This is a genomic window from Pseudomonas sp. B707 (genome assembly GCF_022496685.1).
GTDB classification, from domain to species: domain Bacteria; phylum Pseudomonadota; class Gammaproteobacteria; order Pseudomonadales; family Pseudomonadaceae; genus Aquipseudomonas; species Aquipseudomonas paraglycinae.
Genome location: NZ_WTVE01000035.1, coordinates 420,153 through 434,900, shown reverse-complemented (window position 1 = coordinate 434,900; position 14,748 = coordinate 420,153). Strand labels below are relative to the sequence as shown.

Below are 14,748 nucleotides of genomic sequence, written 5' to 3'. Positions count from 1 at the left end.
TCCTCAAACAAAGAAAACCCAACGGCGGTGAGCCGTTGGGTCGGGGCATGACGCTAGAACATTATTGCGCCTTTTGCGGCTGTTGCGCTTTCCAGGCTTTGAACTCGGCCCATTCGGCGCGACGCTCGGCCTGTTTCTTCTGGATCTCGTCGAATTTCTTCTGTTGATCCGGTTTCAACACGGCGCGGACATCGGACTCGGCTTTCTTGTGGTTGGCCGCCATCTCGTCCTTCATGGCTTTCTGGTCGGCTGGCGAGAGTTTCTCCAGGTATTTGTCGACCGTCTGCTTACGCTCGTGCATCTGCTCGCCCATGATCTTGCGGATCTGCTCGCGCTGTTCGCGGGACAGGTCCAGCTGGCTGTACGGGCCTTTGCCGTGCATGCCGTGCATCTGACCGCCATGGCGCGGGCCGTCCAGCGGGCCACCCATCGGGCCGCCATCCTGTGGCATGGCCATGGCGACGGTCGGCAGGGCAGCGGCAAACATCAGAGCGATAAGAGTCTTGCGCATGGTGAATCTCCTTTGTCTCGTTCCCGGTACGTTCCGGATGAGTACAGATTACGGAGATCAAGGTCAGCGGCGGTCAGCGCTGTGTAAAGCTTGGGTAAACACGTTTTCGCGCCGACCTGACAAAACTGACAGACGATCAGAGGCTGTAGTAGTAGCCACGGCTGCGCAGGGCAACGATGCGCGGGCGACCGTCGGCGTGCGGGCCGATCTTTTTGCGCAGGTTGCTGACGTGCATGTCCAGGCTGCGGTCGTACAGGGTCAGCTTGCGGCCGAGGGCGATCTGCGCCAGTTCCTGTTTGTCCAGCGGCTCGCCCGGTTGCTTGAGCAGGGCTTCGAGCAGGCGACTTTCGGACACGGTGAGGGTGAATTCCTTTTCGTCGATACTGACCACGCCGCGCACCGGGCTGAAGCTCAGGTCGCCCAGCTCGAGCTGGGTCGACACTGCGGCCGGATGACTGCGGCGCAGCACGGCGCGCAGGCGGGCGGTCAGTTCGCGCGGATCGCAGGGTTTGGCCAGGTAATCGTCGGCGCCCAGTTCCAGGCCGAGGATCCGGTCCAGCGGCTCGCCCCGGGCCGAGAGCATCAACACCGGCAGGTCGGCGTGATCGCTGCGCAATTGCTTGAGCAGTTCCAGACCGCTGCCGTCGGGCAGCATCACGTCCAGCACCACGGCCGCCGGCGCGGTTTCGGCCAGCGCCTTGCGGGCGCTCTGACCATCGTGGCAGGCCCGGACCTGAAAGCCTTCCTGGCTCAGCCAGCTACTCAGGAGTTCGCACAACTCCTGGTCATCATCAATCAGTAACAGCTCGCTCATGACTCACTCAATTTAGCCATTGCCGACGTTTTCGGCTTGCTCCACTGGCAAAGATACCGCAGAGCAGCGCCAATAGCGCTACCCCGGCCCCGGTGACGAACCATTGCTGCTGTTCGGTAAGCAGGCGCGGCAGCGGGCTGGCCTGGGCTTCCTTGAGTTGCAGCTTCAGACGCTGGTTCTCTTGGCGCAGCCGGGCGAGCTGGGCGCTTTCGCGGGTGTTGTCGGCGTTTTGCAGTTGTTTGCTCAGTTCTTCCCGTTGCTGCTCGCTGGCCTTCAGGCGCTGCTGCAACTCGGTGATCTGACTGCCGGCGCTCAACGAAAGCGGTGTGGAGCTGCCGCCTTCGGTGCTTTCTTCACCATGGGCGGGCGCCACGATCGACAACGTGACCAACATCAGACACAACGGACCCTTGCGCATCGCGACTCCTGTTTCCAAATGGATATTGGGCAGGTTGTCGGCCGGCAAACGAGAATAATGAGCGATTGAGAACGCGATGAACCGACAAGGTTCATCGCGTGGGGACATTGGCGGGGGCGGCTACGGCAGGACTTGCTTGAACGGCTTGACGATCACGTTGGCGTAAACGCCGGCGGCGATGTACGGGTCGGCATCGGCCCAGGCTTGCGCCGCGCTCAGGGAGTCGAATTCGGCAACGATCAGGCTGCCGCTGAAACCTGCTGCGCCCGGATCATTGCTGTCGACCGCCGGGTGCGGGCCGGCCAGTACGATGCGGCCTTCGCCCTTGAGCACTTGCAGGCGTTCAAGGTGTGCCGGGCGCGCAGCGAGGCGGGCTTCCAGGGAGTTGGCGACGTCGGTGGCAATGATGGCGTAGAGCATGTCAGTCCTCGGTTTTTGGCGTTGTGGTATCGGCGTCGTGCAGGTGACGGGACAGGTAGATGCCTTGAGCGACCAGGAACAGCACGGTCAAGCCCAGGCTGCCGAACACCTTGAAGTCCACCCAGTAGTCCTGGAAGGTGAAGGCGACGAACAGGTTGGCGGCACCGCAGAACAGGAAGAAACCGATCCAGGCGATGTTCAAACGGGTCCAGACCGGATCCGGCAGGGTCAGCGCGTGGCCCATGATGCGCTTGATCAGCAGGCGGTCACCGATGAAATGGCTGCCGATGAAGGCCAGGGCGAACAGCCAGTTGACCACCGGGGCTTTCCATTTCAGGAAGGTTTCGCTGTGAAAGGCCAGGGTCAGGCTGCCGAACACGAGGCAGGCGACCAGCGTCAGCCACTGGCTCTTCTCCAGCTTGCGCTGCTTGATGAAGATCGCGCCGTACACCACCAGGGAGCTGATGATCAGCACGGCGGTTGCACTGTAAATGCCGCCTACCGTCAGTTCATGGCCGGCAACGTCGACGGTGCGTGGATCGAGTTTGTAGACGATGAAGAACAGCAGAAGCGGGATGAAATCGATGAATTGTTTCACAGTGAGAGCCAGAAGCTGGATGTGGCGGCATAATAACAAACATATGGGCGCGCGATAGCGCCAGCTGATTTGAGGTTACACATCCCCGTGAATGTCGATTTGCACTGCCACAGCACGGCCTCCGACGGCGCCCTGGCGCCTGCGGCACTGGTTGCGCGTGCGTTCGAGAACGGCGTGCGAGTCCTGGCCCTGACCGATCACGACACCCTAGAAGGCCTCGCCGAAGCGCGCACGGCCGCCGAGGCGCTGGGCATGCAACTGGTCAACGGCGTCGAGTTGTCCTGCACCTGGGGCGGGGCGACCATTCACGTACTCGGCTACGGTTTCGACGTCAACGCCGCGCCGCTGGTCGAGGCGATTGCCCAGTTGCACGACGGCCGCTGGCTGCGGTCTGAGGAAATAAGCCGCAAGCTCGCCCTCAAGGGCATGCCGAATGCGCTCGACGGCGCGCGGCAGATCCAGCAGGAACTGGGCGACAGCGGTAACGCGCCGGCCCGCCCGCATTTCGCCGACTGGATGGTGCGTGAAGGTTTTGTAAAGGATCGCGCCGAGGCGTTTCGCAAATGGCTCGGCGCCGGCAAGCTTGGGGACGTCAAGCAGCATTGGCCGACCCTCGAAGACACCGTCGGCACGCTGCGAGCCGCCGGCGCCTGGGTCAGCCTGGCGCATCCGTGGCACTACGATTTCACCCACAGCAAGCGCCGAAAGCTGATTGCCGACTATATTCAAGCAGGCGGGCATGCGATCGAAGTGGTCAACGGTCATCAGCCTGCGGAACAGGTGGGCAGCCTGGCAATCCTTGCCCGTGAGTTCGGTCTGCTGGTCAGCGCCGGCAGTGATTTCCATGGCCCTGGTGGCTGGTCCGAGATCGGCCAGTACCGGCCGGTGCCGGAGGACCTTCCACCCCTGTGGTGTCGGTTCAAACATGACACAGTTATTGCCGCCGTCTGAACAGGTAGAGAATGTGAGTCAATTTTTCCAGATTCATCCGGAAAACCCGCAAGCGCGCCTGATCAAACAGGCGGTCGAGATCATCCGCAAGGGCGGAGTGGTGGTCTATCCCACGGACTCCTCCTACGCAATCGGCTGCCAGATCGGCGACAAGAACGGCATCGAGCGCGTTCGACGCCTGCGTCAGCTTGACGAAAAGCACAACTTCGCACTGATCTGCAGCGACCTTTCGCAACTGGGCAATTACGCCAAGATCGACACCGGGACGTTTCGAATCCTCAAAGCCCACTTGCCAGGGCCGTACACCTTCATCCTCAACGCCACCCGCGAAGTGCCGCGCCTGCTGCTGCATCCGAAGAAACGCACCATCGGTCTGCGGGTGCCGAGCCATCCGATCGCGCTGGCGCTGCTGGCCGAACTGGGAGAGCCGTTGATGAGCGTGACCCTGATCATGCCGGGCGATGAAGACCCGTTGAGCGATCCGTACGAAATGCGCCAGTTGCTCGAGCATCAGGTCGACCTGATCATCGACGGCGGTTCCGGCGGTATCAAGGCCTCCACCGTGATCGACCTCACGGGCGATGATCCGGAAGTGATCCGCGTCGGTTGCGGCGATCCTGCCCCATTCATGGTCGAGGCCTGAATGTCCGCAGTGGAAACCGTTGATCCCCAGGCCGGTGCCCAGCAGGAACTGCCGTTTGCCATGGTCTATGGCCAGGCCGTCACGGAAATGCCGCTGGACCTGTACATCCCGCCCGACGCGCTGGAAGTCTTCCTCGAAGCCTTCGAAGGCCCGCTCGATCTGCTGCTGTACCTGATCCGCAAACAGAACATCAACATCCTCGACATCCCGGTGGCGGAAATCACCCGCCAGTACATGGGTTATGTCGAGCTTATGCAGTCGGTGCGTCTGGAACTGGCCGCCGAATACCTGGTGATGGCCGCGATGCTGGCCGAGATCAAGTCGCGGATGCTGCTGCCTCGGGCCGAAACCGTCGAGGACGAAGAGGACGACCCGCGCGCCGAGCTGATTCGTCGCCTGCAGGAGTACGAACGGTTCAAGGCTGCCGCCGAAGGCATCGATGGCCTGAGCCGGGTCGGTCGCGACGTGATCGTGCCCAAGCTCGATGCTCCGGAAGCCCGGGCGCGCAAACTCTTGCCCGACGTGGCGCTGGAAGAAATCCTGATGTCCATGGCCGAAGTGCTGCGCCGGGGCGACATGTTCGAAAGCCATCAGGTCAGCCGCGAGGCGCTGTCCACCCGCGAGCGTATGAGCGATGTGCTGGAGCGGCTCAAGGGCGGCGGGTTTGTGCCGTTCGTCGAGCTGTTCACCGCCGAGGAGGGCAAGCTCGGGGTGGTGGTGACCTTCATGGCGATCCTTGAACTGGTCAAGGAATCCCTGATCGAGCTGGTGCAGAATGAGCCGTTCGCCGCGATCCACGTGCGAGCCCGAGCCGAATAACGAGTCCCGATATGAACCTGACTGAACCCCGCGAGCTGGCGTCCCTGCTTGAAGCCTTTCTGTTGGCCTCGGGAAAGCCGCAATCCCTCGAGCGCCTGTATGAACTGTTCGAAGAAGGTGAGCGCCCGGAACCGCCGGTCTTCAAGAAAGCCCTGACCCTGCTCGGCAAATCCTGCGAAGGCCGGGCGTTCGAGCTCAAGGAAGTTGCGTCGGGCTATCGCCTGCAAATCCGCGAGAAGTTCGCGCCGTGGGTCGGTCGACTGTGGGAAGAGCGCCCGCAGCGCTATTCCCGGGCGCTGCTGGAAACCATGGCGTTGATCGCCTATCGCCAGCCGATCACCCGAGGCGAGATCGAGGATGTGCGGGGCGTGGCGGTCAACACCAACATCGTCAAGACGCTGATGGAGCGTGAGTGGATCCGCATCGTCGGTTACCGCGACGTGCCGGGCAAACCGGCGATGTTCGCCACCACCAAGGCGTTTCTCGACCACTTCAACCTGAAGAACCTTGACGACCTGCCGCCGCTGGCCGAGTTGCGCGAAATCGAGGCGGATCCGGTGCTCGACTTCGACGACGCTCCCGTGCCACCGGGCTTGCAGGAGCTGGCCGACGCCAGTGCCGAGCCGGATGAGCCGAAGGAAGAAACCAGTTTCCACACCCTTCTGCTGGAACTGGACAGCATGGAGGAGGGGATCAAGACCGACTTTGACGACTTGCTGCGTGACGGGGCGGGCGGTGAATCGATGCCGACCGGGGTTGAGTTCGATCCGGTCGAGCCGCCGGTTGAGGATGAGTTCGAAACTGAATTTGAGCATGAGCCTGAATTCGAGCCCGAGCCTGAGCAGGAAGACGATGTGCTCGGCGTGGCCGAAGCCCGGGAAAAGCTGCTGGCCGCCGTCGCCCGGCTTGAACAGCCCGCACCGGAACCCGCCGCCGAGGAAGAGTTGAGCGAAGAAGAGGCCGAGGCCCGCGCCCTGGCCGAAGCCATCGAAGCCGAACGTCGCGAGTTCGAGGATTGAGCATGAGCTCGACCAAAGACCCGTGCATCAGCGTCTGCAAGTTCAGCGACGACATCTGCCTCGGTTGCGGGCGCAGCAAGCGCGAGATACGGGCCTGGAAGAAACTCGACAAGGACGACAAGCGCACTGTGCTGGCCGAAGCCGCGCTGCGTCTGATCAAGCTCGGGGCCACCGGTCGGCGGAAAAAGAAATAACCTTGCCCTGATCGACTAGTCTCTGATGCGCGCGCGGCCACATCCGCGTATGATTCGCGACCCTTCGGCTATCCCTTCGCCCGAAAACCCAGATTTCAACGCCTCAGCGGCTCATTCAGCGCCGCTGAACAGACCACACCGGGAGGTGCCCAGATGAGTGACATCAATCAGAAAGACGACCAGGAAATCGGCCCAGCAGGCGAAAAGCTGCAGAAAGTCCTCGCCCGTATCGGCGTCGGCTCGCGCCGTGATGTCGAATCCTGGATCGCTGCCGGCCGCATCAAGGTCAATGGCAAAGACGCCACCTTGGGCCTGCGTGTCGACATGCACGACGCCATCACCATTGATGGCAAAGTCATCAAGCGCGAAGAAGCCGCCGAGTCGGTGCGCCGCGTGATCATGTACAACAAGCCCGATGGCGAGATCTGCACCCGTGACGACCCGGAAGGCCGTCCGACCGTGTTCGACAAGCTGCCGCGTCCGAAAGAAGGCCGCTGGATCAACATCGGTCGTCTCGACATCAACACCACCGGTCTGCTGATGTTCACCACCGACGGTGAGCTGGCCAACCGCCTGATGCACCCGTCCTACGAGATGGATCGTGAGTACGCGGTGCGTGTACGTGGCGAAGTCGATGACGAAATGATCGAGCGCCTGAAGGCCGGCGTTGTGCTGGAAGACGGCCCGGCGCGTTTCACCGACATTCAACAGGCACCGGGCGGCGAAGGCTTCAACCACTGGTATCACTGCGTGGTGATGGAAGGCCGTAACCGTGAAGTACGTCGCCTGTGGGAATCCCAGGGCCTGGTGGTCAGCCGCCTGAAGCGCGTGCGTTTCGGCCCGGTTTTCCTCAACTCCGACCTGCCGATGGGCCGCTGGCGCGAAATGAGCCAGTACGAAGTCGACGTGCTGAGCGCCGAAGTCGGCCTGACCCCGGTGGCCATGCCGCAACTGAACGCCAAGAGCAAAGACAAGCTCGACCGGATGCAGCGCAAGTCGTCGCGTCCGATGGCCCGTACCGAGCGCGTGCGCACCCTGCGTCCGGCCAACGGTGCACCGATTGGCGCCGGTCCACGTCCGGTCCGCGAGCCGCAGATCGAAGGCGAGCGTCCAGGCCGCAAGCCGGCAGCGCGTCCGGATGGCGAGCGCGGTCCACGCACTCCGCGTCCGGCCAATGGCCGTACCGAGCGGGGCGAAGGTCGCGGTACGCCGGTGGCGGATCGTCCAGCCGACACCAAGCGTCCGGCCAAGCCGGCGCCGAAGCGTCCAGGCATCAAGCTGGCTGACGATGACAAGCCGTCGGGCAAGCGCCGTGGCGCACCGGCCGGTTCCGGCCAGCGTCCGGGTTTCGGTCGCAAGAAGCCGGAATAACGCGGTTGTAAGCTTCGAGCGGCAAGCTTCAAGCTGAAAAACAGAAACGCCAACCTTAGGGTTGGCGTTTTTTTTTGGACTTTTTATTTCTTTTTTCAGGCGTGTTTTTCTTGTTTTAAAACAAAAAACTTAACGCCTTTCAAATAGTTAGTCAGCTAACGTCAATCGCTGCTCCGGGCTTCGATGGGTCTGGAGTGGAAACTTTACGTTACGCACTGTCAGTGAATATTTACGAAAAGGCCGTCGCAGACCCTTAAATCGGGTGTCTTTATCAGACTGTAAGGAAAATCTGCCGGAGCCAGTCCCGCCGGGCCTTGCGCGGCGCTCTGGCGCGCTTGTTTCAGCGACGTTTGGAAGGTGAGATGCGCTGCATGCCTGTCGTGCAGGTGCATAACAAGAAGGAGGCGCAATGAACGCCGATATCCATTTTCACTTCTCCACGTTGGGCGGATTTTCCATCGTCCACGCCGATGGCCTGCAAAGGCCTGACTCAATTTTTGCAGCCGCCCGGGCCTCCCGGGGTGGACACATGCAATCCCGGCAACCGACACGCTGATCCGGCGAGGTCTGGCAGCAGGGGGTTAGCGGTGTACAATGCGCCGCGTTTTAACTGTGACCCTCTGCGTAATCGCGCAAACCTCAAGGTTTATCCGCCTTGTTCACTCCGCCGCGTCACGAGCGTGTCGGGTTCGATTTCGTCACAGATAAAAACAAACAGGTGACGCATGACCGTTGTAAAAAAGCTGAATTCCTGGTGCCTGCGCTGGGGTTTGATCAAGGTTGGCTGAAATCGCAACCTTGCAGCAACGTCTACTGAACATCATCAAACCTTGCGTGAGACCTTTTTCATGAGTGGACAAAACTCGCAATCAGGCGAGCTGAAACGCGGCCTGAAAAATCGCCATATTCAACTGATCGCCCTCGGTGGCGCGATCGGTACCGGATTGTTCCTCGGCTCGGCCGGGGTGCTGAAATCCGCCGGCCCGTCGATGATCCTCGGCTACGCCATCTGCGGCTTCATCGCCTTCATGATCATGCGCCAGCTCGGCGAAATGATCGTCGAAGAGCCGGTGGCCGGCTCTTTCAGCCACTTTGCGCACAAATACTGGGGCGGTTTTGCCGGTTTCCTGTCGGGCTGGAACTGCTGGATCCTGTACATCCTGGTGGGCATGTCGGAGCTGACCGCGGTCGGCAAATACATCCACTACTGGGCGCCGGAGATCCCGAGCTGGGTCACCGCTGCCGCGTTCTTCGTGCTGATCAATGCGATCAACCTGGCCAACGTCAAAGTCTTCGGTGAAGCCGAATTCTGGTTCGCGATCATCAAGGTCGTGGCGATCGTCGGCATGATCGCCCTGGGCAGTTATCTGCTGGTCAGCGGCCATGGCGGCGAGCAGGCGGCCGTTAGCAACCTGTGGTCCCACGGTGGCTTCTTCCCGAACGGCGTCAGCGGTCTGGTAATGGCCATGGCGATCATCATGTTCTCCTTCGGCGGTCTGGAAATGCTCGGTTTCACCGCAGCCGAAGCCGACAAGCCGAAAACCGTGATCCCGAAAGCGATCAACCAGGTGATCTACCGGATCCTGATTTTCTACATCGGCGCGCTGGTGATCCTGTTGTCGCTGACCCCGTGGGACAGCCTGCTGGAAACCCTCAACGCTTCGGGCGATTCCTACAGCGGCAGCCCGTTCGTGCAGGTGTTCTCGATGCTTGGCAGCAACACCGCTGCGCACATCCTCAACTTCGTGGTACTGACCGCGGCATTGTCGGTGTACAACAGCGGCACCTACTGCAACAGCCGCATGCTGCTGGGCATGGCCGAGCAGGGCGATGCGCCGAAAGCGCTGGCGAAGATCGACAAGCGCGGCGTGCCGGTGCGTTCGATCCTGGCGTCGGCGGCAGTGACTCTGGTGGCGGTGCTGCTCAACTACCTGATCCCGCAACACGCGCTGGAACTGCTGATGTCGCTGGTGGTTGCAACGCTGGTGATCAACTGGGCGATGATCAGCTTCTCGCACTTCAAGTTCCGCCAGCACATGAACAAGACCAATCAGAAGCCGCTGTTCAAGGCGCTGTGGTACCCGTACGGCAACTACATCTGCCTGGCGTTCGTCCTGTTCATCCTCGGCGTGATGCTGCTGATCCCGGGCATTCAGATCTCGGTGTACGCGATCCCGGTGTGGGTGGTGTTCATGTGGGTCTGCTACGTGATCAAGAACAAGCGCAGCGATCAACGCGCGGTGCTTGGGGCCGCGGCCAAGTAGGCAACGGACGACAACAAAATAGCCGGCTTCCGCCGGCTTTTTTGTGCCCGGTCCTACGCGAAGTGACGATAGACTGCCGGCGCCAATTGAATCGCGAAGGAGTCGGGCATGGATCAGGTGCAAACGCACTACGAGGTCGAAGGAGACGCGCTGACGCGTGATGATGTGCAGGCGTTGATCGCGTCCCAGCGCTTGCCGCTGCGGTTTATCGGGGTGGATTTCACCGATGTCGATCTGTCGCGACTGACGCTGGATCGCGCCGAGTTCCAGCGCTGCATTCTGCTGCGCACGCAATTTCTCGGTGCCCGCCTCGAAACGACTCAATGGAAGGGCTGCCGGGGTGCCCACGCGGTGTTCGAAGCGGCGCAGTTGCTGGAGGCCTCGTTCAGCAGTTGCGATTTGAACAACACACGCTGGCAGCGGGCGAAACTGGCGCAGGTCGCTTTCACCGGCTGCAAGCTGACCGGTGCCAACTTCAGTCACACCTCCAGCCTGGGTCTGTCGTTCAGTGAGACCCGACTCAACAGCGCATTTCTGGCCGGCATGTCGTTCGCCCGCACGACGTTGAACGGTCTGGATTTCTCCGATGCGGACTTGAGCGATGCCGACTTTCGCAAGGCCGAGTTCATCGAGTGCAGCCTGGCTCACGCACGGATCAATGGCGCCAGGTTTACCGATGCCGACCTGCGCGGTGCTGATTTGAGCGGCTTTCGGCTCAACGATGCCAAACTGTTCAAAGGGGCGGTGATTTCCCGGGCCCAGGCATCGATGCTGTTGTCCGAACTGGGGTTGTCTGTCGCTTAGCGACTTGAAGGTAGAGTTTCCATGCTGGTGATTTCCAACAATGTGCATCTGCCGGACGCAGAGATCGAACTGACGTACATCCGCGCCCAGGGCGCCGGAGGGCAGAACGTCAACAAGGTCTCCAGCGCCGTGCACCTGCGCTTCGACATTCCGGCCTCGTCCTTGCCCGAATTCTACAAGGAGCGTCTGCTGGCGCTGCGTGACAGTCGCATCACCGGCGACGGTGTGCTGATCATCAAGGCCCAGCAATATCGCACGCAGGAACAGAATCGCGCCGATGCGCTGGAACGTTTGACCGAGCTGATTCTCAGCGCCACCAAGGTCGAGAAGAAGCGCCGGCCGACCAAGCCGACGCTGGGTTCAAAGAAGCGTCGGCTCGAATCGAAAACCAAGCGCGGCAGCATCAAGGCCGGGCGCGGCAAGGTGGATTTCTAGTCTTCGCGGTACTTCGCCGTGTGGCGGTACAGATAGACGCTCAATGCCAGACCGCTCAGCGCGGCGAGGGCGGCGAACAGGAATATCGAGGCAAAACCGAAGCCCGCTGCAATCGCACCCGCCAGCGGCCCGGTGATCCCCAGCGACAAGTCGATGAACAACGAATAGGCCCCGACTGCCGCGCCTCGGCTGGAGGCCGGCACCAGGTTCACGGCTTCCACGCCCAGCGCCGGGAACACCAGCGAGAAACCGAAACCGCTCAATGCCGCACCGGCCAATGCCCAATGCGCGTCCGGCGCCAGCCACAACAACAGCAGACCCAGGGTTTCCACCGACAGGCAGGCAATCGCCACGCGAAAGCCGCCGAGGCGGTTGATCAGGTTGCCGAACAGCAGCCGCGCACCAATGAAGCTGGCGCCGAACAGGCTCAGGCACAGCACCGCGTTATCCCAGTGCTGCGTGGCGTAATACAGGGTGATGAAGGTGGCGATGGTGCCGAAACCGATCGAGCCCAGCGCCAGTCCGCAGCCATGCGGGAAGACGCGACCGAGAACGTGCATGAATGGCAGACGCTCGCCGGCCACGATCGGCGCGGCGGTTTTCGGCCAAGCCAGCAGCAGCCCCAGCGTGGCCAGCAGCAGAATGCTCACACCCATGCTCCACAAACCAAAACGGCTGACCAGCCACACGCCCAGCGGCGCACCGACCGCCAGCGCGCCGTAACTGGCGATGCCGTTCCACGAGATGACTTTGGCTGTGTTGACGGCGCCGACGCGGCCGATGCCCCAACCGATCGAGCCTGAGCCGACCAGGCTTTCAGCGCTGCCCAGCACCAGACGGCCGACGAACAGGCTGATCAGGCTCAGCAGCGGCAGGTGGGGCGTCCACGCCGAAATCAGCATGAACACACCGCTCAAGCCACACCCGGCCAGACCAATCATCACCGCACGTTTACTGCCCTGGTTGTCGATGATCTTGCCGGCATACGGGCGACTGAGCAGGGTGGCGAGGTATTGCACGCTGATTACCAGCCCGGCGATGACCGCGCCGAAGCCCAGGTCGCTGTGCACATAACCTGGCAGCACCGCCAGCGGAATGCCGATGTTCAGGTAGCCGATGAAGGTGAACAGGACGATGGAAACGACTTGCAGCGTGACCGCCAGGGGACGCTGGGGTTCTGGCATAGAGGACGACATGAATTACGATCCACGGGAAGAGCAGAATAGATAGGCTGCTCATGATACCGATGCAGACGCGTCTGGGGCGGGGAAAAGTAAAACTATTTGGCCGGGGCGACCAATTGCGTGGTGACCAGTGCGGCCAGCGCGTTTTCTTCGCTGCCGAAACGGGCGAGCAGGGCGGCCTGTTTCTCGGGCGAGAGACGGCTCCAGATCTCGATCATCTTTTCGGTGGCACCGATCAGGATCTCGGCCTGTTGTTCATCGAATTCTTTGGACATGGCGGCTCAGGTTTCAGGCAGTGTGGAAAGCGCATGTTAGCGCTTTCCACACGGTCTGTACGGCGGGTGTTGCTTACTCTTCGCTGTCGGCCGGACGGCTCTCGGCGGCTTCTTTCGGCTCGGGCTGTTGGGCACCGGCTTGTTGCGTGGTCGTCTGCTCAGTTTCGTGCAGGCTTGGGAAGGGGAGATTCGGAATCTCGTGCATGGTTGCGCTCCTCGCTAAGTCTGTTGATAGATCTGGTAGATCCGCGCTTTCAGAAAGCCTGCGAAGGATACAGCAGGAAAAGTGACAAACAGATTTTTAAATCCATTTGTTTCGACGGGCGGGATTGTCTAGACAAGTGCGACAGGGTGACGCAGGGCAAATGTGGGAGCGAGCCTGCTCGCGATGAGTGCGCCTGATCGTTCCCACGCGGAGCGTGGGAACGATCAAGACAAGGGGGAGTTATTTGCAGACGTTGGCGATCGCTTCTGCCAGCAAGTCGAGACGCGTCGCATCAATCCCGGCAACGTTGGCCCGGCCCGAGCTGACCATGTACACGCTGTGATGCTCGCGCAGGTTTTTCACCTGTTCCGGCGACAGACCGGTGTAGGAAAACATCCCGCGTTGCACGCCAATGTGTGCAAAACGCTCGCGCAGGCCGTGCGGTTCCAGCGCTTCCACCAGACCGCTGCGCAATTGGGCGATGCGCAGGCGCATGGCTTCCACTTCGTCGGCCCAGCGGCGTTTCAGCTCCGGGTCGGCGAGGATCGTGGCGACGACAGCCGCGCCGTGATCCGGTGGCGTCGACCACAGGTTGCGGGCGATGTGCGCCAGCTGGCTGCGGATGTCGATCAGCTTGTCAGCGGTTTTCGCGCTCACAATCAACGCACCGGTGCGGTCGCGATATAAACCGAAGTTCTTCGAGCAGGAGCTGGTGATCAGTAGCTCGGGCAACTCGGCGGCGAACAGTCGGGTCGACCACGCATCCTGCTCCAGACCGTCGCCGAAGCCCTGGTAGGCAAAGTCGATCAGCGGCAGCAGATCGCGGCGACGGACCACCTCCAGCACCCGCTGCCAGTCGTCGTGGCTCAGGTCGAAACCGGTCGGGTTGTGGCAGCACGCGTGCAGCAGCACCACATCGCCTTTCGGCACTTCATTGAGCACGGCGAGCATCGCATCGACGTCGAGGCGGTTGTCGCTGCCGACGTACGGGTAATGGCTGATCTTGACCCCGGCGGCCGCGAAAATCGTTTCGTGGATCGGCCAGGTCGGGTTGCTCAGCCATACGCCTTTGCCCGGCAGGCATTGCGCGATGAAATCCGCTGCCAGGCGCAGGGCGCCCGTGCCACCCGGGGTCTGGGTGGCGCCGGCGCGTTGCTCGGCGATCAGTGCCGAATCGGCACCGAGCACCAGCTCGTTGATGACCTTGCCGAACAGCGGATTGCCGTGGCCACCGATGTAGGTCTTGGTGTCCTGGCTCTCGACCAGACGCGCCTCGGCGATTTTCACCGCCTCGGGGATTGGCGTCAGGCCCTGGGCATCCTTGTAGACGCCCACGCCGAGGTCGAACTTGCGCGGGTTGGAGTCCTGCGCGTAGGCCTCCATCAGGCCGAGGATCGGGTCGCCGGGCACCCGGCCGATGGCGTCGAAGTGCATTACTTGCGTCCTTCTGCGGTCTTGGCCACTTCGTCAGTGCGCGCGGCCATGATGAAGTCGTTGCGGTGCAGGCCTTTGATCGAGTGGCTCCACCAGGTCACGGTGACTTTGCCCCACTCGGTCAGCAGACCCGGGTGGTGACCTTCGGCCTCGGAGATCTCGCCGACGGCGTTGGTGAAGGCCAGCGCGTGCTTGAAATTCTTGAACAGGAAGACTTTTTCCAGCTGCATGATGCTGTCGCGTACTTCGATGTTCCAGTCAGGGATCTGCTTGATCAGGATCGGCAGTTCTTCATCGCTGACTTGTGGGGCATCGGCACGGCAGGCTTCGCAATGGGCTTGGTTCAAAGTGGACATGGTGGACTTCCTGAAATCTGAAGGTATTTTTTT

The 14,748-nt window shown here is 61.5% G+C and carries 19 protein-coding genes; 9 read left to right on the top strand and 10 right to left on the bottom strand.

The annotated features are described in order from the left end of the window. Positions 1-61 precede the first annotated feature (61 nt). The 5 genes from GQX66_RS27185 to GQX66_RS27165 all read right to left on the bottom strand — a co-directional run bounded on the left by GQX66_RS27185 (position 62) and on the right by GQX66_RS27165 (position 2,761). Entirely contained in the window at positions 62-511 is a 450-nt protein-coding gene (locus GQX66_RS27185) for a Spy/CpxP family protein refolding chaperone (RefSeq protein WP_085605711.1), read from the bottom strand. Positions 512-647: 136 nt separating this feature from the next. After that, positions 648-1,325, bottom strand: coding sequence for a response regulator transcription factor (locus GQX66_RS27180; RefSeq protein ID WP_240872047.1), 678 nt, complete (start codon positions 1,323-1,325; stop codon positions 648-650). Positions 1,326-1,332: 7 nt separating this feature from the next. Next, complete coding sequence (locus tag GQX66_RS27175) at positions 1,333-1,743, bottom strand: translation initiation factor 2 (RefSeq protein WP_085747147.1); 411 nt, start codon at positions 1,741-1,743, stop codon at positions 1,333-1,335. A 120-nt stretch (positions 1,744-1,863) separates the two neighbouring features. Next, a complete protein-coding gene (locus GQX66_RS27170; RefSeq protein ID WP_011333002.1) occupies positions 1,864-2,163 on the bottom strand; it encodes a YciI family protein in 300 nt (99 codons plus the stop codon). 1 nt (position 2,164) lies between these two features. Further along, positions 2,165-2,761: a septation protein A gene (locus GQX66_RS27165; protein ID WP_007958367.1), complete on the bottom strand. Its 597-nt coding sequence runs from the start codon at positions 2,759-2,761 to the stop codon at positions 2,165-2,167. Positions 2,762-2,848: 87 nt separating this feature from the next. On the opposite strand from GQX66_RS27165, the gene GQX66_RS27160 reads away from it, so the two are divergent. From GQX66_RS27160 to arfB, 9 genes are all read left to right on the top strand, one after another. After that, the gene (locus GQX66_RS27160) at positions 2,849-3,712 is read left to right on the top strand and encodes a PHP domain-containing protein (RefSeq protein ID WP_240872046.1); all 864 of its coding nucleotides are present in this window, start codon (positions 2,849-2,851) and stop codon (positions 3,710-3,712) included. 13 nt (positions 3,713-3,725) lie between these two features. Continuing rightward, positions 3,726-4,355 (top strand): L-threonylcarbamoyladenylate synthase, encoded by a 630-nt coding sequence (locus GQX66_RS27155; protein WP_102686021.1) that lies wholly within the window; start codon positions 3,726-3,728, stop codon positions 4,353-4,355. Positions 4,356-4,475: 120 nt separating this feature from the next. Beyond that, a complete protein-coding gene (locus GQX66_RS27150; protein WP_170844946.1) occupies positions 4,476-5,174 on the top strand; it encodes a ScpA family protein in 699 nt (232 codons plus the stop codon). An 11-nt stretch (positions 5,175-5,185) separates the two neighbouring features. Continuing rightward, positions 5,186-6,193, top strand: a complete 1,008-nt coding sequence (gene scpB / locus GQX66_RS27145; RefSeq protein WP_240872045.1) for an SMC-Scp complex subunit ScpB — start codon at positions 5,186-5,188, stop codon at positions 6,191-6,193. 2 nt (positions 6,194-6,195) lie between these two features. Next, the gene (locus GQX66_RS27140) at positions 6,196-6,387 is read left to right on the top strand and encodes a DUF1289 domain-containing protein (RefSeq protein ID WP_007958358.1); all 192 of its coding nucleotides are present in this window, start codon (positions 6,196-6,198) and stop codon (positions 6,385-6,387) included. A gap of 153 nt (positions 6,388-6,540) precedes the next feature. Then, a complete protein-coding gene (gene rluB / locus GQX66_RS27135; RefSeq protein WP_085747142.1) occupies positions 6,541-7,758 on the top strand; it encodes a 23S rRNA pseudouridine(2605) synthase RluB in 1,218 nt (405 codons plus the stop codon). An 848-nt stretch (positions 7,759-8,606) separates the two neighbouring features. Beyond that, entirely contained in the window at positions 8,607-10,022 is a 1,416-nt protein-coding gene (locus GQX66_RS27130) for an amino acid permease (protein WP_129973378.1), read from the top strand. Between the two features lie 108 nt (positions 10,023-10,130). Continuing rightward, positions 10,131-10,826, top strand: a complete 696-nt coding sequence (locus GQX66_RS27125; RefSeq protein WP_240872044.1) for a pentapeptide repeat-containing protein — start codon at positions 10,131-10,133, stop codon at positions 10,824-10,826. 21 nt (positions 10,827-10,847) lie between these two features. Further along, positions 10,848-11,261, top strand: coding sequence for an alternative ribosome rescue aminoacyl-tRNA hydrolase ArfB (gene arfB / locus GQX66_RS27120; RefSeq protein ID WP_011333010.1), 414 nt, complete (start codon positions 10,848-10,850; stop codon positions 11,259-11,261). Here arfB and GQX66_RS27115 read toward each other — a convergent pair. From GQX66_RS27115 to GQX66_RS27100, 5 genes are all read right to left on the bottom strand, one after another. Then, positions 11,258-12,445, bottom strand: a complete 1,188-nt coding sequence (locus GQX66_RS27115) for an MFS transporter (protein ID WP_240872056.1) — start codon at positions 12,443-12,445, stop codon at positions 11,258-11,260. The genes arfB and GQX66_RS27115 overlap by 4 nt on opposite strands. Before the next feature lie 95 nt (positions 12,446-12,540). Further along, positions 12,541-12,720, bottom strand: a complete 180-nt coding sequence (locus GQX66_RS27110; RefSeq protein ID WP_007958348.1) for a hypothetical protein — start codon at positions 12,718-12,720, stop codon at positions 12,541-12,543. A gap of 73 nt (positions 12,721-12,793) precedes the next feature. Continuing rightward, positions 12,794-12,925: a hypothetical protein gene (locus GQX66_RS28535; RefSeq protein ID WP_007958347.1), complete on the bottom strand. Its 132-nt coding sequence runs from the start codon at positions 12,923-12,925 to the stop codon at positions 12,794-12,796. A gap of 240 nt (positions 12,926-13,165) precedes the next feature. Further along, on the bottom strand, positions 13,166-14,359 hold the full coding sequence (locus GQX66_RS27105) for an amino acid aminotransferase (RefSeq protein ID WP_085683027.1): 1,194 nt from the start codon (positions 14,357-14,359) through the stop codon (positions 13,166-13,168). Beyond that, positions 14,359-14,715, bottom strand: coding sequence for a 4a-hydroxytetrahydrobiopterin dehydratase (locus GQX66_RS27100; RefSeq protein WP_003222798.1), 357 nt, complete (start codon positions 14,713-14,715; stop codon positions 14,359-14,361). The genes GQX66_RS27105 and GQX66_RS27100 overlap by 1 nt, the downstream gene beginning before the upstream one ends. Between the last annotated feature and the right edge of the window lie 33 nt (positions 14,716-14,748).